The following is a 24,036-nucleotide window of genomic DNA, read 5'->3' on the forward strand; positions in this document are numbered from 1 at the left end:
TCCACACTCTTCTTTATTACTAATTCCGCCCCTGATTCTGTGGAAATTTCATGTGGGAATAGCCTGCGGGATTTTACCGGTAAAGGCACTGCGACCCCGGCACGCTGTGAATCGTGGGAACAGGATGTGCCGGGGTCGCGGTGGCGCTGCTGTGGCGCGTGGTTCTGGGGGTGGTGCTACCCGACGGTTGTGACGAGGAAACTCAGGACGTTCGTCTGAAGGAACACCAGGCAGCAGACAGCGAAGAGCATGATGAGCGACCAGGGGACGACGGCCTTGAAGATGTCGGACTCCTTGGGGCTGTCTGCCTCGTTGCCGTCGATGGACACCGCGGTGGCCGCGATGGCGAGGGACTGCGGGGAGATCATCTTGCCGACGACGCCACCCGTGGTGTTCGCCGCGAGCATGAGGTCCGGGTTGTATCCCGCACCTTCGGCGGCGGTGACCTGCATCTTCCCGAACAGGGCGTTGGCGGACGTGTCGGAGCCGGTCACGGCGGTGCCTACCCATCCGAGGGTCGGTGCGAGGAAACCGTAGACCGCGCCGAGGGACGCGACGAACTGGCCGATCGCAACGGTCTGGCCGGAGAAGTTCATCACGTAGGCCAGTGCGAGAACAGCGGCGATGGTGAGTGCCGCCCACCGCATCTTCACCATGCAGTGCGCCATCGCGGAGAATGCGCCACCGAAGGTGATCCGGTACTTTCCGCCCTCATTGAAGATCGAGTAGAGCAGTGTGACGATGAGTCCGGAGATCAGCAGCAGTGTGCCCGGGTTGGACAGCCATGCGAAGGTGTAAGCGGATTTCACCGGGGTACCCTCCTCGGTGAGCAGGTGGTCGGCGAGCAATGGCCAGTCGAAGGTGATGGAGGCTGCGCTCAATGCCTCGGGGATCGTCTTTCCCAAGTTGGCGATCCCGAAGATCACTGTGACGACGGCGTAGGGCATGAGTGCCATCCAGATGCGACCCGCAGGCAGCTCCTCCGCAGCCTTGATCTCGCCGACCCCGAGGCGCTTGCGCATGGCTGGGACTCCGCGCGGGGTCCAGATTCGGAGGAACGCGACCGCGACGCCAAGGGAGAAGATGCAGGCGACGACGTCGGTGAGCTGGTAAGCGAAGAAGTTCGAGGTGGCCCACTGGGCGATGCCGAAGGAGAAGCCGATGACGATGGCGGGGATCCACGCGTCGCGGATCCCTTTGACCCCGTCCAGGATGAAAAGAAGGATGATCGGGACGAAGAACGCCAGGAACGGTGCCTGGTGCCCCACGATCGCGGCGATGTTCTCCGTCTGCTCCGTGGTTCTTCCGGCGACGGCGCCGGCGGTGGTGATCGGGATGGCCACGGCGCCGAAGGCGACCGGGGCGGTGTTGGCGAGAAGAACGACGACCGCGGCCTTCAGTGGTTTCACGCCAAGGGCGAGGATCATTGTCGCGGTGATGGCCACGGGTGCGCCGAAGCCGGCGAGCGCCTCAAGGAGGCCGCCGAAGCAGAAGGCGATCAGAATCGCCTGGATACGGATGTCTCCGGAGCCCAGACGGTCGAAGGTCCTCCGGAGATCCTCAAAGCGGCCCGACACGACCGTCACCTCGTAGAACCAGAGGGCCATGACGATAACCCAGACGATCGGAAAGAGGCCGAATACCCCACCACGAAACGCTGACGCCACAGCGAGGGCGACCGGCATCTTGAATCCGACGATCGCGACGATGAGAGACGCCAATAGCGCGACGAGCGCGGCGGTGTGTGCCCGTGCCTTGACGAGGATCAGCATCGCGAAAAATGTCAGGAGCGGAATGGTGGCGACGGCTGCTGAAAGTCCGAGACTTCCACCCACCGCATTGGTGAGAATGGTGAAATCCCTCATGGGACCTCCTTGTGGTTCGTGGGGTAAGTGTGGCGGATCGTAATGTGCAGAATCGATCAAGTCTGTCGGACAGACAGAAGCCACGGTGAGTCTTCCTGAATCCTAAGGGGGTGCTTCGATCAATTTTCGGGAATGGATGAGAAAGGTGTTGTGATTCGGAAGTCAATGTCACGGGCAATGTCTGTGGCGGTGGATTGCGTGGACGTGATGGACAGCATCGGTGCACTGAGAGGACCTAATTTTTATCCTTCCTCAGAATCGGATTTGCCTGAGAAAGGAGGTTCGACTCAACTACCCCCGGGGGTAGTTAAATGATCGTCGGCCGGGTTTGGTGTCACCGCGTGGGTGGTGTTCCGGCGGTGCAGGTAGACCTGTGGAGTGGGCCCTCTTCTTCCGGAGTGCTGCGTCAGGTGGGGACAATGCTCATGATGGTGTCGGCTCCGCGGGTGGAGGTGCATCTGTGTGGGCCGTGGGGTGGCGGGCCCACATTGTCCACTGTTGTCGGAAGGTGGTGAAAGGGTGTTTCGGGATCTTCGACGTGAACCTGAAAAGACGGATATACCCAATTGTGGAGACTAGATACCCCTGAAAGGGAGTTTTATTACCGCTTGTGTCGGATCCTCACTCCCCATTTCGCCCGTGGAGGTGCCGGCATCCAGGAGTGTTGGCCCCCCCTTCTGGTGGCAGTACCTGACACGGTTCCGAGGAAGAGTTTCCCGATCGAAAAGGGCCGGCTACTCTGCCCACCGCGCATGGTTCCCGGATTCCACCGGCACTGTGTGGAGGTGTGATGCGGAGAAACGGGGCGGCGAGAGTTCGCGGATCGTGCCAGGTGGGCTGATACCATGACTGACCGTGACTCCATCAGATCTCGCCTCCCTCATCAAGACCACCGCCACCGGTGTGCTGGACGCCCGCGGCCTCGACCCCGCGCTCCTTCCGGAGCAGGTCACCGTCGAGCGACCACGCAACCCCGAGCACGGTGATTACGCCACGAACGTGGCCATGCAGACGGCGAAGAAGGTGGGGACCAGTCCGCGGGAATTAGCCACCTGGCTCGTTGCGGCACTCGGCGAGTCCGATGCCATCGCTGAAGCCGACGTGGCGGGTCCCGGCTTCATTAACATCCGGCTGGCGGCGGACGCCCAGGGGAAGATCGTCGAGGAGATCCTCGCGTGCCGGGAGAATTACGGTAACGGCGACGTCGTCGCCGGTCGACGAATCAACCTTGAGTTCGTCTCCGCGAACCCCACCGGTCCGATTCACCTCGGTGGCACGAGGTGGGCCGCAGTCGGCGATTCACTCGGTCGCATCCTCACCGCCTGTGGTGCCACCGTGACCCGCGAGTACTACTTCAACGACCACGGCACCCAGATCGACCGCTTCGCCCGTTCCCTCGTCGCGGCAGCCAAGGGGGAACCCACTCCCGAGGACGGATACGGCGGCGCCTACATCGGCGAGATCGCCGACGCCGTGAAGGAGGAGGTCCCGGGCGTCCTGAACCAGGATCCCGCCACCATGCAGGAGACCTTCCGCGCCCACGGCGTCGAGATGATGTTCGCCCACATCAAGAGTTCCCTCCACGAGTTCGGTACGGACTTCGACGTGTTCTTCCACGAAAACTCCCTGTTTGATTCCGGGGCGGTCGCCCGCGCCATCGAGATGCTCAAGAAGAACGGAAACCTCTACGAGGCGGACGGCGCCTGGTGGCTGAAGTCCTCCGCTTTCGGTGATGACAAAGACCGTGTCGTCATCAAGTCCGACGGTGACGCCGCCTACATCGCGGGTGACATCGCCTATGTCGTCGACAAGATCGAACGCGGCCACGACCTGTGCATCTACATGCTGGGCGCGGACCACCACGGATACATCGCCCGGCTGAAGGCCTCCGCGGCGGCGCTGGGGTACGACCCGGACAGCGTTGAGGTGATGATCGGGCAGATGGTCAGCCTGGTCAAGGACGGCGAGGTGAAGAAGATGTCGAAGCGTGCGGGCACGGTTATCACCCTGGACGATCTCGTCGAGGCGATCGGCGTTGACGCGGCCCGCTACGCCCTGATCCGTTCCTCCGTCGATTCCACACTGGACATCGACATGGACCTCTGGTCGTCCCAGTCCAGCGACAATCCCGTGTATTACGTGCAGTACGGACACGCCCGGCTCTGCTCCATCGCCAGGAAGGCCGCGGACCTCGGCGTCGACTACGCGGGGGCTGACCTCTCCCTGCTCACCGAGCCCAGGGAGGGCGAACTCATCCGCACCCTGGGTGAGTTCCCCGCAGTCGTCACGGCGGCCGCGGAGCTCCGGGAGCCACACCGGGTCGCCCGGTACGCGGAACAGCTCGCGGGGACCTTTCACCGGTTCTACGACACCTGTCAGATCCTGCCTCGGGGAGGGGACGAGGCCGAACCGGTTCATCGTGCCCGCCTTGCGCTCGCGGCGGCGACCCGCCAGACCCTCGCCAACGCCCTGCGCCTCGTCGGCGTCACTGCACCGGAGCGGATGTAGATGAACCGCCGCAATGATGCATCGCTCGAACGTCGCGCCATCGCCGGAATCGCTGAGAGCGGGTTCGACTCCGTCGAGAAGCGTGCCGCAGGCTCCCCCGTAACTACGTCCGCGATACCTCATGTCGCGGACACCTTCAACGGGCTTCCCGGGCACGTCTGGCCGAGGAACGCCCGGCGCCAGGACGACGGTGTCGTGACCATCGCAGGGGTCCCGCTACCGGAGATCGCGGAAACCTACGGCACGCCGGTGTTCGTCGTCGACGAGGATGACTTCCGTTCGCGGTGCCGCGACATGGCCGACGCCTTCGGCGGTGGGCACAACGTCCATTACGCATCCAAGGCGTTCCTCACCCGTACGATAGCCCGCTGGATCGACGAGGAGGGGCTCTCCCTCGACGTCGCCTCCCTGGGGGAGCTGCAGGTCGCGCTAGCCGCCGATTTCCCAGCGTCCCGCATCACCGTGCACGGCAACAACAAAACCGACGCGCTTCTCCGAGCGAGTGTCACCGCCGGTGTCGGACACGTCGTCCTCGACTGCGCCGAGGAAATCGGCAGACTCTCCGCTATCGCAGTGGAGGAGGACGTCGTCCAGGAGGTACTCGTCCGGGTCAAACCCGGCATCGAGGCGCACACCCACGAGTTCATCGCCACCAGCCACGAGGATCAGAAATTCGGGTTCTCCCTCGCCTCCGGCTCCGCACACGCCGCATGCCTCGCTGCCGTCGGGGCTCAGAACCTGAAGCTCGTTGGGCTTCACTGCCACGTCGGCTCACAAGTCTTCGACGCCCAGGGCTTCTCCCTCGCTGCCGAACGCCTGCTCGGTCTGATGGGCCAGCTGAAGCGGGACCTCGACCGAGAGACCGCCTCCGCCGCTGTCTCAATCCTCGACCTCGGTGGCGGATACGGCATCGCCTACACGGAGGGACAGGCCCCCCTCGATGTACCGGATGTCGCCGCGACCCTGCTCCGTGAGGTCACCACCCACGCGGAATCCCTGGGGCTCACTCCGCCTGAGCTGCTCGTAGAACCCGGTCGCGCAATCGCCGGTCCATCGACGGTGACCGTCTACACCGTCGGTACCGTCAAGGACGTCCACACTGCTCAAAACTCCACCCGTCGTTACCTTTCCGTTGACGGAGGAATGAGCGATAACATCCGCCCCGCTCTCTACCAGGCGGAATATGAAGGACGGGTGGTTAACCGCTTCGTCGACGGTGAGGGAATCTCGACCAGGGTCGTCGGTTCCCACTGCGAATCCGGTGACATCCTGCTGAGTGACGTCACATACCCGGATGACATCGCCGCCGGCGATCTGCTCGCGATCGCAGGAACCGGTGCGTACTGCTACGCGATGAGCTCCCGGTACAACATGTTCACGCGCCCGGCTGTGGTCACGGTCCGCTCGGGGCGATCACGGCTCATGCTGCGCCGGGAGACCCTGGACGATCTTCTCTCCCTCGAGGACGGATCCGTCTGAGACGGTGACGGGTGTTGTCCGTGAGGGTCGGGTTACGTAGACTGGCCGGGCACCACGGCCGTATCGGCGGGGCGGGGATTCACCTCGCCCATGTCCCGGTCGTGGCAGGCGCGGCGGATGCCGTGTCGGAACTAGCAACAGCTCACGGAACCGACAGAAAAGAGTTTTCTCCATGACGACACCGAATGATTCCGGAAACAACGTCCCGCCGGGTGGCGGCTACCCGCAGGATGGTGGCGCCTATCAGGGGGGCGGCTACGGCGGATACCCCGCCGCTTCCTCCGCCCCCGCGAAGAACGCCATCGCACCGTGGGCGCTGGGGGTCTCCATCTTCGCCATCGTGCTCTGCTGGGTTCCGCTGCTCAACTGGCTCCTGGCGCTCGCGGGTATCGTGCTCGGCATCATCGGCATCGTCAAGGCCGGTAAGATCAATCTCCCCAAGAACGGCAAGGGGATGTCCATCGCAGCCGTCGTGATCTCCGTCGTGGCCATCGTACTGAGCATCGTTCTCAGTATTCTGGTCTTCAAAGTCGCCGAGGAGTTCGTTGGTGAGGAGAACCTCCAGAAGATCAACGAGTGCAACCAGCTCCCGACCGCCGCAGAGCGCGACGAGTGCCTTGATAGGGTCGGCAACGAGATCTATGAGGAAAAGAGCTCCGAGATCAACAACTAGGAGATGAAATCTCCTGGCTGGACCTCGTTCGCCGCATCACGGGTGAGACGGATGCAGAACCCGGTCGGGCACCTGGTACAGGTGTTCGGCCGGGTTTTCAGTGTCCGACTGGCGGGTTCGCGCTGTCGTATCGTCGCCGGTGTCTCCGGTGGGATCGAGTAACGTATCTGATCCAGGCTCAGACCCCGACCATCAGACCGCTACGGCTCGGAGATCCCTGGAATCCGGGTTCATGTCATCCCCTGAGCACGTCGCACCACTAGTCCGTAGCCTCCACAGTTACGGAAACCGCCCCACAGCACGCAATGAGCTGTGGGGCGGTGGCGCCGTCTATCCGAATCCGGGACGGCGATCGGTTCCTAGCGGAACAGGGGAGCGATCAGGTGGTTCTGAACGGCCCAGTTGTAGGCGAAGCTGAAGACGAGGGCGAGAGCGCCGAGGCCCAGGACCAGCTTGAAGCCACCGTTTGCGTTGGAGTCGGACTCCTTGTCCTTGGAGGAGCCGAGGGCGTCCTTGATCTTGGCGGTGACGTCGTTGACGGAGGAACCGTTCTTGTTGTCGGCGTTGTCCTTGGAGGAGCCGAGGGCGTCCTTGATCTTGGCGGTGACGTCGTTGACGGAGGAACCGTTCTTGTTGTCGGCGTTGTCCTTGGAGGAGCCGAGGGTGTCCTTGATCTTGGCGGTGACGTCGTTGACGGAGGAACCGTTCTTGTTGTCGGCGTTGTCCTTGGAGGAGCCGAGGGTGTCCTTGATCTTGGCGGTGACGTCGTTGACGGAGGAGCCGTCCTTCTTGCCGCCATCAACGTCGGCGCCAGCCTTCACGGAGGAACCGCTGCTGTTTGTGGTGGCGTGGATGGTGGCGTCGGCATCATCGGCGACTGCGGAGCCGGTTCCGGCGAGCAGCGCGAGAGAAGTGGCGGCCGCAATGGCGGCGGATGTGAAGCGGCGGTTCATCATGAAGAGTTTCTCCTGTAGGGGTGCGTTAGACCGACCAACTGGTGGGCCTGGACGCGAAAGATGGAAAGCTGATTGTCTGCACCGCGACCGAGAAGATCGGTTGAGGTGAGTACAGAAACACTATCGTGATGGACGGCTGGGCATTACGTAAATGGGAGAAAAAGCAGAATTATTTTTCGAGATTAGTTGAAAGCGCAGGTCACTCAAGCCGAGAAAATCGGGTCGGACGCGGTCGGATACCGGGTTGAGCATTCAGAAAACCGGATGGCGGGGTTCCTGTCAGGGGACGTCCACCATCCGGCTGTGGAGAGCGCACGACGGCGCTCAACTTCTATCGGGGAAGCGGAAGGGTGATCGGCTGTCCCTGGATGACGTGCTGGGAGACCGCGAAGTTGTAGATACCGGCGATGATCGCACCCCAGATGGCCAGATGGATGACCGATCCGAGAACTCCGGCGCCTACAGCCGAACCCTGGAGGGCTGAGCCGGCGGCCTGCGGGTTGGTTACTGCGCTCTGGAGGGCACCGGTGGTACTCGTGTCGGAACTGGTGTTCGCCTCGGCGGTTGCTACCGAGGTTCCGCCAGTGATGAGGGCGAGGGACGTTGCGGTGGCGATGATGCCACGGCGGAGGCGGTTGGAATTCATTGGGAGACTCCTCAGTTTGGGGATGGTGGCCAGTATGTCCTGTCTGGACAGTCGTGAACCCGAGGGGAACATTCCGCTGAGCATCCATATAGGTCTCCCACTATGTTGGATCGGGAGTGGGATAACCTCGGGAATATTCGGACGGGCGAGATTGATACTAGCGTGTTTTTTCGACAGGAATAGGGTGCCGCATAATTTTTTCCGAACTGTTACTTAGGGAATTCTTTAATCATCATGTTTGTGCAGGTAGGTGTGGGTATTTGATAAAGGAAGATCTTTCCGTAATGGGCACACGATTACTTTAACCATGGAAATTGATGGTCCGATTTCTGGACGGTTTCGGTGTGTGAATATCGACGGAACGTGCCGGTGGTATTCATGGCCCGAAGGGGGTATTTCATGGACTGTGGTTTTTTGGTTAGTTTGTCATAAGTATTACATTTCGATGCACTCGAAATGGGGGAGTGGGTGGATCGGAGGTCCGCCGGTGAAGCGTCCGGAACAGTCTGTCTATGATGGCTTGGTACGCCTAGATGCCTCCCGGCATCTTTACGGGAGCGTTCTCTCCCCTGGCGGGCCGATCACAGTGCGCCGGTAGAGTGCCGGCAGAGCACATTCACGAGAACCCACATGGAGCACCATGACCGTCAATGACCAGCCAACCTACAACCCCGGCAAGGGGGAGGGCAGCCCGGTGGGCGTGGCTCTCCTCGGCCACGGAACCGTCGGTAGCGAGGTATTCCGACTCCTCCGGGAAAACTCGGACGAATTCACCCACCGGGCCGGTGGCCCGCTCGAGATCAAGGGTGTTGCGGTGGGCGATCTCGCCAATCACCGTGACTTCGTGGATGAGGACCTCCTCACCACGGACGCGATGGGCCTGATCCGGCGTGACGACGTAGACATCGTCGTCGAGGTGATCGGTGGTATTGAGTACCCCCGGGAGCTCGTTCTCGCGGCGCTCAAGGCGGGGAAGTCCGTTGTCACCGCAAACAAGGCTCTCGTCGCCGCACACTCCGCCGAACTATCCGAGGCGGCGGACGAAGCTGGTGTGGACCTCTATTTCGAAGCTGCTGTGGCCGCAGCGATCCCCGTCGTCGGACCACTCCGGCGTTCGCTCGCCGGTGACCGTGTGGAGTCTGTCGCGGGAATCGTCAACGGAACCACTAACTTTATCCTCGATGCTATGGAGGCGACTGGAGCCTCCTACGACGACATGCTCGCGGAGGCCACCCGTCTCGGCTACGCCGAAGCCGATCCCACCGCAGACGTCGAGGGGCACGACGCCGCGTCCAAGGCCGCCATCCTTGCGTCCCTGGCGTTCCACACGCGTGTGACCTACGAAGATGTCCACTGCGAGGGTATCTCATCCATCACCGCACGCGACATCGAGGCCGCCCGTTCCGCTGGGTATACGATCAAGCTATTGGCCATCTGCGAGCGCATAACCGGTGATGACGGTGTCACGAAGGTCTCGGCCCGGGTCCATCCGACGCTCGTCCCGCGGGATCATCCGCTGGCCAGCGTGACCAAGAGCTTCAATGCCGTGTTCGTTGAGGCGGAGGCGGCCGGGCGCCTCATGTTCTACGGCAACGGTGCAGGTGGATCCCCGACTGCCTCCGCGGTGCTCGGTGACCTCGTTGGTGCCGCCCGGAACAAGGTCCACGGCGGTCGGGCACCGGGGGAGTCCACCTATGCGAACCTCCCTGTCGCGCAGTTCGGCGAGGTGATCACCCGATACCACGTCGACATGGAGGTCGAGGATCGCGTCGGTGTCCTGGCCGACGTCTCCCGGGTCTTTTCCGACGCGGGTATCTCTCTTCGTACGGTCCGCCAGGAGGAGAGCGGCGACGCCGCGAGGCTCGTCGTCATGACGCACTCTGCGCGTGAAGCAGACCTGTCCGAAACAGTCGAGACGCTCAAGAAGCTCGACGCAGTCAAAACCGTCAACAGTGTCCTTAGACTGGAAGGTGAATGATCCAATGAGCTCCCACAACCCCGTCCACCGCGGCTGGCCCGGACTGATCGAGGCGTACCGCGACCGGATGCCGGTGGCCCCGGGGTGGAATGCCGTCACCCTTCAAGAGGGTGGCACCCCGCTGCTGAAAGCCCACCACATCTCCGAGATCACGGGCTGTGATGTCTATCTCAAGGTCGAGGGCCTCAACCCCACCGGCTCCTTCAAGGATCGCGGCATGACCGTCGCAGTGACCGATGCCGTCGCCAACGGCAAAAAGGTGCTCATGTGTGCCTCCACCGGCAACACCTCCGCATCGGCGGCCGCCTATGCCACCCGCGCAGGCATCACGTGCTCCGTCCTCATCCCCGAGGGCAAGATCGCCCAGGGCAAGCTCGCCCAGGCAGTCATGCACGGTGCAGAGATCATCCAGGTGCGCGGTAACTTCGATGACTGCCTCGAACTCGTCCAGAAGACCACGACCGAGTACCCGGAGATCGCCCTCGTCAACTCCGTGAACCCCATGCGCATTGAGGGGCAGAAGACCGCCGCCTTCGAGATCGCCGACGTTCTCGGCGACGCACCGCACATCCACGCTTTGCCCGTCGGCAACGCCGGTAACATCACCGCCTACTGGAAGGGGTACACGGAGTACTTCAACGACGGTGTGACCACCCGCCGCCCCCGGATGCTCGGGGTGCAGGCAGCCGGTGCCGCACCGCTGGTCAACGGCGAACCCGTCACGAACCCGGAGACCATCGCCACCGCCATCCGGATCGGGAACCCGGCGTCCTGGCACTCGGCCGTCGCTGCCCGTGATGAGTCCGAGGGAGTGTTCCGCGCCGCCACCGACGAGAAGATCCTCGAGGCCTACCGCCTCATCGCCGGAAAAGAAGGCGTCTTCGTCGAACCCGCCTCAGCCTCATCCGTTGCCGGTGTTCTTGCGGCGCATGAAGAAGGCTGGCTCGAACCGGGTCAGACCGTCGTCTGCACCGTCACCGGCAATGGCCTCAAAGATCCGACGACGGCGCTGCTGCAGATGCCGGAACCGACCCCGATTGACGTCGATCCCGCCGCCGTGGTCGAGGCGCTCGGTCTGAAGGCGTGATCCTGGTGAGCACCGCACTTCCTGTCGGTAAAACCGCGCACGTCACGGTCCCCGCGTCTTCCGCGAACCTGGGACCGGGATTCGACACCCTGGGGCTCGCGGTGAGTCTCTACGACCACGTCGACGTCGAGGTCACGGAGTCCGGTCTCGAGGTTACCGTCGAGGGGCAGGGCGCGGGGGAGGTCCCTCTCGATGAGCGGCACCTCGTAGTGCGTGCTGTTCGAGCCGGTCTGAACGCCGCCGGTGTCACCGCGCCCGGACTCAAAGTGACCTGTCGGAACTCCATCCCGCAGTCCCGCGGGCTCGGTTCCTCAGCGTCGGCCGCTGTCGCTGGTGTCGCCGCGGCGAATGGGCTCGCGGGCTTTGTGCTCGATGATGCGACTCTCGTACAGTTGGCCAGCGATTTCGAGGGGCATCCCGACAATGCTGCTGCGAGTGTTCTCGGCAGTGCGATCGTCGGTTGGACGGAAGTGCCCGTCGACGGAACGACGAAACCCCAGTATCGTGCCGTCCAGATTCCCGCGGACAAGCGGATCCGGGCCACCGCCCTGGTCCCTGATTTCCGTGCCTCGACGCAGGCCGTCCGCCAGGTGCTCCCCAGCGACGTGACCCACATGGATGCACGCTTCAATGTCTCCCGGTGTGCGGTGATGACCGTCGCTATCCAGCATCATCCCGAACTGCTCTGGGAGGGCACCCGGGATCGGCTGCACCAGCCCTACCGTGCGGATGTCCTCCCCGTTACTGCGGAGTGGGTCAACCGACTCCGGAATCGGGGCTGGGCCGCCTATCTTTCTGGAGCGGGGCCCACCGTCATGGTGTTGTCCACGGAACCCGTGGATCCGATGATCCTGGACCAGGCGCGGGCAGACGGACTCGTGGTGCACGAGCTTGAGGTCGCCGGACCTGTCGAGGTCACCGTTGACTGATCCGGACCGGCGGACCTGAAAGTCGGGGTGGGAGGGGAGAGGAATCTCCCACCCACCCCGCTTCGTTCAGCGACTGGGGATCGAAAGGACGTCAGGCGATCCGCTCGCCGGTGGCCGCGCTGAAGCAGTGCTGCTGGTTCTCTCGGATCCGGATGTGGATCGTCTCGCCGCGCGTCGGTGCGGTCCGTGGGGGAACCCTCACGATGATGGGCGAATCGGCGGATTCGTCCGGGCCAGATCCGATCGCCGCATCCGTGGCACCCGCGAGGTGACCGTAGATGTAGGCGTCGGAACCGAGCTCCTCGACGAGATCGACGACCACCGGAATAGTTGTGCCCACCTGTTCGCTGACGACCTCGAGGCTCTCAGGGCGGAAACCGATCGTGATGCGCCCGCCGTCAGCCTTGGTGAGAGCGGCAACCGTGTCCCTTGGTAGCCGCACCGCAGCGGAACCGAGTCGGGCTTCGTCGCCGTTGACGTGGAACGTCCCGAGGTTCATCGCGGGTGATCCGATGAATCCGGCGACGAATCTGTTAACCGGCCGATCGTACATGTCCTGCGGCGTGCCGCACTGCTGGAGTACCCCGTCCTTGAGAACGGCGATTCGGTCGCCCATGGTGAGGGCCTCCGTCTGATCGTGTGTCACGTACACGGTGGTGACGCCTAGATTGCGCGGCAAAGAGGCGATCTGGGTACGGGTCTGCACACGAAGCTTCGCGTCGAGGTTGGACAGAGGCTCGTCCATGAGGAACACCTGGGGTTTACGGACGATGGCGCGGCCCATGGCCACCCGCTGACGCTGGCCGCCGGAGAGCGCCTTGGGCTTCCGGTCCAGGAAGGGCTCGAACCCGAGGATCCCCGCGGCTTCGTTCACGCGACGGGCAATCTCGTCCTTCGGGGTCTTGGAGATCTTGAGGGCGAACCCCATGTTCTCTCGAACGGTCATGTGCGGGTAGAGCGCGTAGTTCTGGAAGACCATCGCGATGTCCCGGTCCTTCGGCAGCACTGAAGTGACATCGCGGTCGCCGATGAGGAGGCGGCCCGAGTTGACGTCCTCCAGGCCTGCGAGCATCCGGAGCGAGGTGGATTTACCGCAGCCTGACGGCCCGACGAGAACGAGGGACTCGCCGTCCTTGATGTGCAGATCAAGTTCATCGACGGCCGGATGATCGGCCCCGGGTAGATTCGACTGGCCTTGTCGAAGGTCACTGTAGCCATGATTGAAATCCCTCCACCGGCAGGTACGTGCCGGACGATCCGAGTGGAGTACCGTCTCCGCCGCCGCATCGGGCCATGGGCTGAGACCGGGCGTCGCGGGGTGGCGGCGCGCCGGAATCGTGCACTGTGCACGGATATCGTGACCGGGGATGACACCGACTGCACGGTTGTATGCAGATCACTTCATGATGCCACAGTGCCGTAGTCCGGTTGAGGAGGATCGGGGAAACCCATCCGGTGGGATCTCCGGGTCAGGCCATCCTGGTGAACTTAATTCGCCACTCTTCCGGGCCCTGCTGGACAAACTTCATGTCGAAGGATTCCTCGCGGGCGGCGATCTCGTTGATCAGGGGGATCGGATTGTGTGGGGCGACGAGGATGAGCGCCCCTCCGATGGGGAGGACCCCCAGCGCCCCATGGATTGCACCATGCCGGATGGCGTGTGGAATAGCTGCCGCATCCAGTTCCGGTACCGGAACCTCGTGTTCACCACAGCCACAGGTGCCCGTTTTCTCGGTGAGGGGCAGTTCTTCCCGGAGATTCATCGGGGGTCCTTTCGATGGAGCTGCAGATGTTATTCCACGATGTTAATCCCGGATCCTCCGATTGTCACCGGTGGTCGACAGGCGAGCTGCTGTGGGGATCCCGCCGGGAGAACGAGGGTAGCTACCTTATCATCAACGCTCGCCGGGGCCCTTGAGGCGGATGACCTCGAAATCACCGTCCGCAAGGTGTTTACGCAGGTCCTTCTTGTCGAACTTGTCCACACTGGTGCGGTCGATCTGTTCGACGAAGGTCCAGTACTCGGGGAGCATCCAGGCAGGGAGCTTCTCCCGCAGGTTGTCCCTGAGATGTTCGGCAGTGGCCCGGTCCGGGGTGACGCCCTGATACAGAACGGTGACGGCGAGGGGTCGTTCCCCCCACTTATCGTCCGGGTAACCGATGACCGCGGCCTCGACGACCTCTTCGGCCTCCATGACCATGTTCTCCAGCTGGACGGAGTAGATCCACTCGCCGCCGGAGCGGATGACGTCGCGGGCACGGTCCTCGACGGTGAGGAAGCCGTCACGGGTGATCGACCCGACGTCCCCGGTGCGCAACCACCCGTCGTCGGTGAATTTGTCCGCGGCGTCACCGACGTCCCCGCCCCGGAAACTCTGTGCGAGACCGCCCTTGTCCTCTTCCGGGGAGTGGTAGTACGAGGCAGTAACCCAGTTGCCGCGAACCTGAATCTCGCCCTGGTGGCGGTCGGTACCAGTCACCTCATGGCCGTCCTTGACCACACGGTACTCGATGGAGGCCGGGAAACGGCCCTGACTGATTCGGTAGGTCCAGCGGGTCTGCCCGGATGCTCCCATCGGGGGGCGGGCGACCGTCCCAATCGGGGAGGTCTCTGTCATTCCCCAGATGTGGATGACATCGACACCGTAGCGTTCCTCCCACATCTTGATGAGCACCGGTGGAACGGGGGAACCACCCGCGAAGATCTCCTGGAGGCTCATCCGGTCCGGCGGATTGGAGAGGTAGTGCACCATCAGAGAGATCCAGAGAGTGGGTACGCCGGAGGCCGCACGAGGATGGGTGGTTGCGATGATCTTCGCGAGGGTCGGCGCTGAGAGATCGGGGCCGGGGAGGATCATCGGTGCCCCGGACATGAACGCCGAGATCGGAACACCCCAGGACAATACGTGGTAGATCGGCACGCAGCAGAGGAAGGGGACCCCGTGGCTGACGGCGAAGCTGTCCGTCGTTCGGAGGCTCATGGAGTGAAGGTAGATGGACCGGTGCGAGTAGACCACGCCCTTCGGTGCTCCGGTGGTTCCGGTGGAGTAGCAGATAGCTGCCGCGGTGTGCTCATCGAGGACGGGCCAGTCGAAGATCGTTGAGCGGCCGTCGATGAGAGACTCATACGAGTGAAGCCGGATGTGCTCCGGCAGGTGTGGGGCTATTGAATCGAGGTCCGGTAGGCCCGTGATGATCACGTCCCGCACTCTGGGGCAGTGCGTCAGGATCCGCCCGAGCTTCGGAATGAGTCGCGGATCCGAGATGATCACCCGATCATCGGCGTGGTTGATGATGTGCGCGACCTGATCCTCCATGAGCTGCTTGTTTAGGGGATTGAAAACGGCTCCCATGCAACTGACCGCGAACAGCGTCTCGAGATGCTCGGCGCAGTTGTACATGAATGAACCGATGCGCTGGTCGCCGTCGATGCCGAGTTCGTCCCTGAGTGCGTTGGCGAGGGCAGCGACGCGGGCGCCTATGTCACTGAATGTCAGTGCGGTGGGTTCGCCGTTGTCCCAGCTCGTGACCGTCGAGGAACCGTGAACGGTCGAACCGTACCGCAGTATCCTGGTCAGCGACATCGGGATGTCGTGCATGGTGCTCAGCATGGTCACCACCTTAACCGTGTGCTCCGTATGATGGGCGTAGGACCGCACGGCCAGATGGGAGGGCACACCCGCCACCATGTGTTCGGGAGTTCGGGCCATCGTAGGTCGGTGTGGGCGTAACTGTGCCTGATGCGCTAGAGTGGTGGATTGAACCGACAGGTTAAAGCGGTGTGACCGCCAGGGGCGAGGTGCAGAGTAGAATCGTCGGCTGAGGCCGAGATGATTTCTCGCACTCGCTCCCAGGGCCGCACACCCGAGGGCCCGGAGAATTCCATCCGGACTCGGTAACACAGCTTCCATGACGGGTACCGGCGGCAGTTCTGCCGGGCAATCCCGAACGAAGCACCCAGACAAGTCCGAAGCAGAGCTTCATCCGTTCCCGGTGTATCTGCGGGCACCCGTTTCCCGGTGTTCCTAAGGTCGCCGGTTCTGTGAGGACTGATATTTTCCGTGAAAAGCTGCCGGCGGCAACCTCTGCCCAGTGGCGTGTGACGCCAGCTGCGCCGGTACAGCGATTGAAAGGACTTTCGTGACCGATACGGACAACGCCAACAAGGATCTTGCCTCGTACAAGCTCCCCGAGTTGCGCCAGATGGCGCAGAAACTCGGTATCCGGGGTATCTCCGGCAAACGCAAGGGGGACCTCATCGAGGCCATCCGTGGCGCGGGCGGACAAGGCGGTGGTCAGCACCAGGAGCCCGCGTCTGCACCTGCCGCAGACGATCAGGGGGAACTGGACACGGAGATGTCCGGAGGTCCCCGCCGTCGCCGTCGGGTGACGACCCCGACGATCACACCAGCGGATTCCGCGCAGGGATCAGGACAAGACGGGGCGACTTCCCCGGATTCCGGTGAACAGAACCAGGACGGACGGAACCGTTCCCAGGATGACGATCGCGATGATGACCGGAGGCGCAGCCGGAATAACGGTGGAGAAGACCAATCTGGCGACAGCGATGATGACGGTGGTGACGATGACGGGCACTACGAGTCCCGCGCCGCGGCTCGCCGCGCGCGTCGTAACCGGGCACGCCAGCAGCGGAAGGTCGGTCGGGATAACAACGATAGCGGAGCGCAGAACGACGACGACAATGCGAATCGCCGCGACGACAATCGGGACGACCAGAACGCCGGTAACGGCAACGGCCGCAATAACAATCGCCGCACCAACAACGACGACCGGGACTCCGACACCGGCAATGGCCGCAACAACAACCGTCGAGACCGCAACCGCGGCACCAACAACGACGACCGGGACTCCGACAGTCACGGCGGAAGTAACAGCCGCCGTGACCGCAACCGCGACGACAATGATGGAGGTGGGCGGGGCAACCGCCGCAACCGCCGCAACCGCCGGGACCGCAACCGCGGTAACAACGACAATCACGGAAACAGTCACGGCACTGATGATTCGCGGGATGACGACGTGTTTTCACCCGTCGGCGGGATCCTCGACATCATCGACAACAACCTCGCCTTCGTTCGCACCACCGGCTACCACGCGGGACCGGCGGATGTCTTCGTCCCGCAGCAGATGGTGCGGAGGTTCGGCCTGCGTCCGGGTGATGCCATCACCGGTCAGGTGAAGATGCGTGCCGACGGCCAGCCCGCCAACCAGCACAGCGGCGGTGGCCGCAACCGGCAGAAGTACAACTCGCTGGTCCGGGTCGACACCGTGAATCAGATGAGCCCCGAGGAGGCACGGAAGCGTCCGGACTTCTACAAGCTCACCCCGCTGTACCCGAACCAGCGCCTGCGTCTGGAGACCGATTCCAAGATCCTGACCACACGTCTGATCGATCTGATCATGCCGATTGGTAAGGGGCAGCGTGCACTGATCGTCTCCCCACCGAAGGCCGGTAAGACGACGATCATGCAGAACATCGCCAACGCGATCGCGACCAACAACCCGGAATGCCACTGCATGATCGTCCTCGTCGATGAACGTCCCGAAGAGGTCACCGACATGCAGCGTTCGGTGAAGGGTGAGGTTATCGCCTCCACCTTCGACCGTCCCCCGAGCGAACACACCGCCGTCGCCGAACTGGCGATCGAGCGGGCGAAGCGTCTCGTGGAGGAGGGCAAGGACGTCGTCGTCCTGCTGGACTCGATCACCCGCCTGGGTCGCGCCTACAACAACAGCTCCCCGGCGTCGGGACGCATCCTCTCCGGTGGTGTGGACTCCAACGCGCTCTACCCGCCGAAGCGTTTCCTCGGTGCCGCCCGGAACATCGAGCAGGGTGGTTCGCTGACCATCATCGCGACCGCGATGGTTGAGACCGGCTCCGCCGGTGACACAGTCATCTTCGAGGAATTCAAGGGCACGGGTAACGCCGAGCTCAAGCTCGACCGGAAGATCTCCGAGCGTCGCGTATTCCCGGCCGTCGATGTCAACCCGTCCGGCACTCGTAAGGACGAGCTGCTCCTCGCTCCCGAGGAAGCACGATTGATGCACAAGCTGCGTCGGATCCTGTCCGCCCTGGACAACCAGCAGGCGATCGACCTGCTGATCAAACAGCTGAAGAAGACGAAGTCCAATGCGGAGTTCATGATGCAGATCGCCTCGTCGGCGCCGATGGCGTCCGACGGCGAGGAGGAGTACTCCTAAGATGTCGAATCAGGTTTCCGCCGTCGACGACATCCTGTCCGAGTATCAGGGACTCGAGGCGCAACTCGCTGATCCCGATCTTCACAATGATCCGGTGGCTGCCCGCAGGGTCGGTAAGCGTTACTCGCAGCTCCAGCCCATCATCCGTGTGCACGATGAACTGTCCGCCGTCAAGGGTGATCTGGAAGCCGCGCGTGAGATGGCGCACGAGGACGCCGAGTTCGCCGCGGAGGCGGATCGTCTCGCCGAACGGCAGGTCGAACTCGAGGAGAAACTCGCGGACCTTCTCGCGCCGCGGGACCCCCATGACGCCGATGACATCGTCATGGAGATCAAATCCGGTGCCGGTGGTGAAGAAGCCGCGCTCTTCGCCGGTGAGCTCGCCAGGATGTACCAGCGCTACGCCGAGAAACACGGATTCGTCACCGAGGTACTCGGTCTCAGCGAATCAGACCTCGGCGGAGTCAAGGACATGACCTTGTCTATCAAATCGAAACAGCCTTCTGCGGATGGCGCGTGGAGTGTGTTCAAGTTCGAGGGCGGTGTACACCGGGTCCAACGTGTCCCCGTCACCGAGTCCCAGGGCCGGATACAGACCTCCGCGGCGGGTGTCCTCGTGTACCCCGAGCCCGACGAGATCGAAGCCGTCGAGATCGACGACAAAGATCTCCGCGTGGATGTCTACCGCTCCTCTGGCAAAGGTGGACAGGGCGTCAACACCACCGACTCCGCCGTCCGCATCACCCACCTGCCCACCGGCATCGTGGTGACGTGTCAGAAGGAACGATCCCAGATCCAGAACAAGGCCCGAGCGATGCAGGTCCTCGCCGCCCGACTGCAGCAGCAGATCGAGGAGGCTGCGGACGCGGAGGCCGCGGAGGGGCGCGCTGCGCAGATCCGCACCATGGACCGCTCGGAACGGATCCGCACCTACAACTGGCCGGAGAACCGGATCAGCGACCACCGGATCGGATACAAGTCCAACAACCTTGACTCCGTCCTGAATGGTGGTCTTGAGGACCTGTTCACGGCGCTCCAGACCGCGGAACGCAACGCCCGCCTAGAAGCCGAATAGGGATCGTCCGAGTGCGAAACACGGTGACCGCCGCAGTACGCGACGCTGCGGCGGTTCTTGCTGCCGCAGGGGTTGACACACCATTCGTCGACGCCCAACTCATTGCGGCGCACCTGCTGGGATGCGGCCGCATGGATCTCTTCCTCCATGGTGATGACGAGACTCCGGAAGGCTTCGACGAACTCGTGGCTCGACGCGCCAGTCGGGAGCCGCTCCAGTACATCACCGGTACGGCCCCGGTCGGTGCCCTCGATCTGGAGGTCGGGCCCGGCGTGTTCATCCCGCGTCCCGAAACAGAGCTGCTCGCTGCCTGGGGGTTGGGTGCCCTCACCGACCTCACAGCCCCAGTCGTCGTCGATCTCTGCACCGGCTCCGGCACGCTCGCGATCGCGATCGCGAGCGCTCGAACCGGCGCCGAGGTGATCGCCGTCGAGATCGATCCGTGCGCCACCCGGTGGGCCGAGCGGAACATCGCCGCCCACGCTCCGGACATCCGGCTCGTCGAGGCGGATGCTACCCGGCAGGACATACTGCCGGACTTCCACGGCCGGGTGGACCTGGTGCTCTCGAACCCACCCTATGTACCGGAGACCGGTGCGAACGACATCCAACCCGAGGTCCGACACGATCCCCACCATGCGGTGTTCGGCGGCGAGGACGGGATGTCGGTGATCATCCCGATGCTCCGCACCGTCCACGAACTCCTGAAACCGGGAGGATGGTGCGGGATCGAACACGACGACTCGACCGGCAACGCCGTCAGAGACGCATTCACCCGACACGGCGGTTTCACGGACATCTGCACCCGGACGGACCTCACAGGTCGGGAGCGCTTCACCACGGCGAGTAGACTCGGGCAGAGCTGAACGAGGTTCCACCCGGAAAGAGAGATGCAGACCAGTGAGCCGGATCTACAACTGCGTGAACCCCCAGGACCGCATCAGCGGCATGTCCGCGGCCGTGAGCGCGGTCAAGGGCGGGGGGCTCGTCGTCCTGCCGACAGACACCCTTTACGGGATCGGTTGTGATGCGTTCGACAACCGGGCCGTCGCGGATCTCCTGCGGGCGAAGCACCGCGGTCCGGACATGCCAGTGCCGGTCCTGGTCGGGAGCTGGGACACCGTCCATGGTCTCGTTCGTGACAACCAGCCCGCCGCCCGCACATTGATTGAGGCGTTCTGGCCGGGTGGACTCTCGATCGTCGTCACGCAGGCCCCGAGTCTGCCGTGGAACTTGGGGGACACCAGGGGGACCGTTATGCTGCGGATGCCGCTGCATCCGGTTGCCATTGAGCTCCTCCGGGAAACCGGACCGATGGCGGTCTCCAGCGCGAACATCTCTGGTCAACCTCCGGCGACGACAGCTGAGGAAGCCCGGCAGCAGCTCGGTACCACGGTGTCGGTCTATCTCGACGGCGGGACCTGTCCCACCGCGAAGCCCTCAAGTATCGTCGACCTCTCCGGTAACCGGCCCCGACTGCTTCGCGAGGGAGCGGTTCCCACCGGCCGCATAGCGAACGCCCTGGGTGTCGCACCGGAGACGTTGGTCTGATATGGGGGCCGGAGGAGCCGGGGTCCCGCTGCGCGAGCTCGGGTTGGTTCTCCTGGTCGCCTGTGCCGTCACCTATCTGACGACCGGGATCATCAGACGTGTCCTCGTCCGCGCGGGCAAGGTTGACCCGGTCCGGGAGCGTGACGTCCACAAGCACCCGACCCCGCAGATGGGTGGGATCGCGATGTTCTCCGGATTCCTCGCTGCGGTGTTCGTTGCCCAGCAGCTGCCGGCGCTCAACCGAGGTTTTCAGCCGATCACTCCGGAGATGGGGGCTGTGGTCTGTGCCGGATTCGTCATCGTAGCGGTCGGGATCCTCGATGACTTCCTCGAACTTGATGCGCTGACGAAGCTCATCGGACAGACGTTAGGCGCCGTGGTGATGAGCCTGATGGGACTCACCTGGACCCTGATCTATCTACCGTTCGGTGGTGGGACCACAGTTGTGCTCGATCAGATGCTGTCGACGGTACTGACCGCTTTCGTCACGGTGTCGTTGATCAACGCCCTCAACTTCGTCGACGGCAGCGATGGTCTGGCGGCGGGTGTGGGGTTGATCACCGGTGGCGCGATCCTTACTTTCGCTCTGACAATCCTGCACGATCAGGGTGGCGCCGTATCTGCTTATCCACCGGCGATTATCGGTGCGGGCCTCGTCGGCATGTGCCTGGGGTTCCTTCCGCACAACTTCGCCCCAGCCCGGATCTTCATGGGGGATACCGGAAGTATGCTGATCGGACTGCTGCTGGCCGCCGCATCGACCTCCGCCTCCGGGAAAATCAATCTCTCGTTGTACGGGGTCGCCGACGTGTTCGCGGTCATGGCACCGGTCATTGTTGCGGCCGGTTGCGTGGGGGTGCCTCTCGCGGAACTCTGCCTCACCGTTGTCCGGCGCCTGCTAACCGGACAATCGATGGCGGTGCCGGACAAGAATCACATGCACCACCAGCTCATGCGGCACGGGCACAGCCCCAAGCAGGTCGCTACGGCCATCTACCTGTGGACTTTCACGGTGGCGTTCGGTGCGGTCGCATTCACGGTGTTACCTGTCAGTGAGGCGCTGTTCGGCTTCTTTCTGGCGATCTCCCTCGCATTCATCGCGACCATAGCGCCTGTGTTGGACAAGCGGCATCGGGATCGGGAAGCCACGTAGGGATCGTCAGCTCCGGTCACGTAGTATCCCACCCGTGAGTGAAACGAATCAGACTCCCGAATCGCAGTATGACAACCAACGCGTTCCGCTGATCCATGCGGCGCGTCTGGGGGCGGTATCACTAGCGGTGACCACCCTCCTTCTGGGCGCTCTGTGGTCGGCTGTTGACGGAATGCCCGGCCTATGGGGTGTTCTCACCGGATCCGCGGTCGGGGGTGGTTTCCTTCTCGTTACCGTGCTCAGTGTCCTGGTCACGAGTGGGCACTCGCCATCGACGACAGCGGCTGTCGTCCTCGGTAGCTGGCTGGTGAAGCTCGTGGTTCTCCTGGTGGTGTTGTTCGTCCTCAGGGATTTGGACTTCTACTCCAGGAGAGCACTGTTTGCTGCGGTGGTCGTCGCGATGGTCGCCGTCATCGGGTCGGAGACCTGGGGGATCGTCCGGAGCCGGACGACATACGTGTCCTGACATCGGGAACACCAGGCGCCGGTGGAGCGGGTCATGATTCCGGCTGGTTAGCCGCGTTCCGGAGGGGGACAGTCGATGCTTGGGAAGTCACATCGGATAGTTCGTAGAATTACCCCCGAAACTGCCCCGGGTTAACCATGTGACAGAGCTTACAGGTAGCTGTTTTCCCCGCTGAACGGGTGTGCTGGACGCGTGTTTCAGGGGTGCACCAGGTACCCCCGGGGCATTCTTCGGTAAACGTACCCGGCACCTGATAGTCTGATCGCGGGTCCACGGAGCCGCTGTGCTGACATGCAATCGTCCGCACTGTCGTGCCGCTCTCCGGGTGGCGTGTCCACTGACGCGGGCCCCAGTGATCACCGCGATGATGTGCGACGGAGTCCGCGGTCGGTCCAGGTATTTTTCAGACGTCCATCGCACCGCACCCAGAAGCAGAAACGTCGGGTGCGGCCCGAACACGGGAGAGAACGCTGAGCGTTATGACACTGTCCATGAAGGGTGAGTTCCACAAGCCCGACCTGGACCAAGAAATTTTCCCGGGGTACGTGGATGAGCACGGGAATGTCGTGAACCTCTGGTTCCACGACTTCCTCAACGGCGCATTCGCACTCGACCGTCTGATGTTCGTCCGCCTGCTCATGGCGGTTCTGCTCGTCATCTTCTTCGCGGTAGCCATGCGGAATCCCAAGCTGATTCCGTCCCGGCTGCAGAGCGTCGGGGAGATGGGCCTTGATTTCGTCCGGCTCCACATCGCCGAGGAGATCCTCGGTAAGCGGGAGGGTCGTCGCTTTCTGCCGTTGTTGACGGCCATCTTCTTCACCGTCTTCGCGATGAACCTGCCGTCCGTGGTGCCGGGACTGAACATTTCCCCGAATGCTCGAATCGGTATGCCGCTGACGCTGGCGATCGTCGGTTACATCGCGTTCATCTACGCCGGTGTGAAGCGTTACGGCTTTTTCAAGTACGTGAAGTGCTCGACGGTGGTTCCTAATCTTCCGCCGCTACTCCACGCACTGACGATCCCGATCGAGTTCTTCTCGACGTTCGTCATGCGGCCGGCCACGCTGACACTGCGTCTCATGGCCAACATGCTCGCTGGTCACCTCATTCTGGTTCTGCTGTTCTCCGCCACGAACTTCTTCTTCTGGCAGCTGAATGGCTGGACCGTCCTGAGTGGTGTGACCTTCCTTGCCGGAGTCGCGTTCACGTTGTTCGAGCTGCTGGTCATCTTCCTGCAGGCGTACATCTTCGCGCTCCTTTGTGCCGTCTACATCGAACTGTCGTTGCACGCGGACGAACACTGACAATTCCGCCGCCCTCGGGCGGCGGGTGGTCCGTGGTTCCGGGTATCCGGTACGACGGACCGGCACCGGCTAAGGCCGGGGCGAAAAACGGTCAACTGAATACCCCATCATCACCACCTCGCCCGGAAGACCATGAACCTTCCGGGC

The 24,036-nt window shown here is 63.0% G+C and carries 18 protein-coding genes and 1 pseudogene; 13 read left to right on the top strand and 6 right to left on the bottom strand.

Going from position 1 to position 24,036, the window contains the following annotated elements:
• Positions 1–176: 176 nt before the first annotated feature.
• Positions 177–1,865, bottom strand: coding sequence for an L-lactate permease (locus JDV76_RS04240; protein WP_198735627.1), 1,689 nt, complete (start codon positions 1,863–1,865; stop codon positions 177–179).
• Between the two features lie 855 nt (positions 1,866–2,720).
• Between JDV76_RS04240 and argS the strand changes: the two genes are divergently transcribed.
• From argS to JDV76_RS04255, 3 genes are all read left to right on the top strand, one after another.
• A complete protein-coding gene (gene argS, locus JDV76_RS04245; RefSeq protein ID WP_198735628.1) occupies positions 2,721–4,373 on the top strand; it encodes an arginine--tRNA ligase in 1,653 nt (550 codons plus the stop codon).
• Complete coding sequence (lysA, locus tag JDV76_RS04250) at positions 4,374–5,852, top strand: diaminopimelate decarboxylase (RefSeq protein WP_198735629.1); 1,479 nt, start codon at positions 4,374–4,376, stop codon at positions 5,850–5,852.
• Positions 5,853–6,024: 172 nt separating this feature from the next.
• Positions 6,025–6,525, top strand: a complete 501-nt coding sequence (locus tag JDV76_RS04255) for a hypothetical protein (protein WP_198735630.1) — start codon at positions 6,025–6,027, stop codon at positions 6,523–6,525.
• A 359-nt stretch (positions 6,526–6,884) separates the two neighbouring features.
• On the opposite strand, the gene JDV76_RS04260 is transcribed toward JDV76_RS04255, so the two are convergent.
• Both JDV76_RS04260 and JDV76_RS04265 read right to left on the bottom strand, forming a co-directional pair.
• Positions 6,885–7,481, bottom strand: a complete 597-nt coding sequence (locus JDV76_RS04260) for a hypothetical protein (protein WP_198735631.1) — start codon at positions 7,479–7,481, stop codon at positions 6,885–6,887.
• Between the two features lie 331 nt (positions 7,482–7,812).
• Positions 7,813–8,127 (bottom strand): hypothetical protein, encoded by a 315-nt coding sequence (locus tag JDV76_RS04265; RefSeq protein WP_198735632.1) that lies wholly within the window; start codon positions 8,125–8,127, stop codon positions 7,813–7,815.
• A 640-nt stretch (positions 8,128–8,767) separates the two neighbouring features.
• On the opposite strand from JDV76_RS04265, the gene JDV76_RS04270 reads away from it, so the two are divergent.
• From JDV76_RS04270 to thrB, 3 genes are read left to right on the top strand one after another with little or no spacing between them, the layout of a single operon-like run.
• Positions 8,768–10,105, top strand: coding sequence for a homoserine dehydrogenase (locus JDV76_RS04270; protein WP_198735633.1), 1,338 nt, complete (start codon positions 8,768–8,770; stop codon positions 10,103–10,105).
• Between the two features lie 4 nt (positions 10,106–10,109).
• The gene (gene thrC / locus JDV76_RS04275) at positions 10,110–11,192 is read left to right on the top strand and encodes a threonine synthase (protein ID WP_198735634.1); all 1,083 of its coding nucleotides are present in this window, start codon (positions 10,110–10,112) and stop codon (positions 11,190–11,192) included.
• A 5-nt stretch (positions 11,193–11,197) separates the two neighbouring features.
• Positions 11,198–12,121, top strand: coding sequence for a homoserine kinase (gene thrB / locus JDV76_RS04280; RefSeq protein ID WP_198735635.1), 924 nt, complete (start codon positions 11,198–11,200; stop codon positions 12,119–12,121).
• Between the two features lie 91 nt (positions 12,122–12,212).
• Here the strand turns inward: thrB and JDV76_RS04285 are convergent.
• The 3 genes and pseudogenes from JDV76_RS04285 to JDV76_RS04295 form a co-directional block, all read right to left on the bottom strand.
• Positions 12,213–13,339: pseudogene (locus JDV76_RS04285) on the bottom strand (ABC transporter ATP-binding protein).
• A 251-nt stretch (positions 13,340–13,590) separates the two neighbouring features.
• Positions 13,591–13,884, bottom strand: coding sequence for a DUF2249 domain-containing protein (locus JDV76_RS04290; protein ID WP_198735636.1), 294 nt, complete (start codon positions 13,882–13,884; stop codon positions 13,591–13,593).
• A gap of 132 nt (positions 13,885–14,016) precedes the next feature.
• Positions 14,017–15,732: a long-chain fatty-acid--CoA ligase gene (locus JDV76_RS04295; RefSeq protein ID WP_198735637.1), complete on the bottom strand. Its 1,716-nt coding sequence runs from the start codon at positions 15,730–15,732 to the stop codon at positions 14,017–14,019.
• A gap of 529 nt (positions 15,733–16,261) precedes the next feature.
• Here JDV76_RS04295 and rho point away from each other — a divergent pair.
• The 7 genes from rho (at position 16,262) to atpB (ending at position 23,889) form a co-directional block, all read left to right on the top strand.
• The gene (gene rho / locus JDV76_RS04300; RefSeq protein WP_198735638.1) at positions 16,262–18,340 is read left to right on the top strand and encodes a transcription termination factor Rho; all 2,079 of its coding nucleotides are present in this window, start codon (positions 16,262–16,264) and stop codon (positions 18,338–18,340) included.
• 1 nt (position 18,341) lies between these two features.
• Positions 18,342–19,415: a peptide chain release factor 1 gene (prfA, locus tag JDV76_RS04305; protein WP_198735639.1), complete on the top strand. Its 1,074-nt coding sequence runs from the start codon at positions 18,342–18,344 to the stop codon at positions 19,413–19,415.
• Between the two features lie 11 nt (positions 19,416–19,426).
• Complete coding sequence (gene prmC, locus JDV76_RS04310; RefSeq protein ID WP_198735640.1) at positions 19,427–20,281, top strand: peptide chain release factor N(5)-glutamine methyltransferase; 855 nt, start codon at positions 19,427–19,429, stop codon at positions 20,279–20,281.
• 34 nt (positions 20,282–20,315) lie between these two features.
• Positions 20,316–20,966 (top strand): L-threonylcarbamoyladenylate synthase, encoded by a 651-nt coding sequence (locus JDV76_RS04315; RefSeq protein ID WP_198735641.1) that lies wholly within the window; start codon positions 20,316–20,318, stop codon positions 20,964–20,966.
• Position 20,967: 1 nt separating this feature from the next.
• A complete protein-coding gene (locus tag JDV76_RS04320) occupies positions 20,968–22,119 on the top strand; it encodes a glycosyltransferase family 4 protein (protein ID WP_198735642.1) in 1,152 nt (383 codons plus the stop codon).
• 34 nt (positions 22,120–22,153) lie between these two features.
• Entirely contained in the window at positions 22,154–22,585 is a 432-nt protein-coding gene (locus JDV76_RS04325) for a hypothetical protein (RefSeq protein WP_198735643.1), read from the top strand.
• 491 nt (positions 22,586–23,076) lie between these two features.
• On the top strand, positions 23,077–23,889 hold the full coding sequence (gene atpB / locus JDV76_RS04330) for a F0F1 ATP synthase subunit A (RefSeq protein WP_198735814.1): 813 nt from the start codon (positions 23,077–23,079) through the stop codon (positions 23,887–23,889).
• The last annotated feature ends 147 nt before the right edge of the window (positions 23,890–24,036 follow it).

This window comes from Corynebacterium marambiense (assembly GCF_016342275.1).
GTDB lineage: Bacteria > Actinomycetota > Actinomycetes > Mycobacteriales > Mycobacteriaceae > Corynebacterium > Corynebacterium marambiense.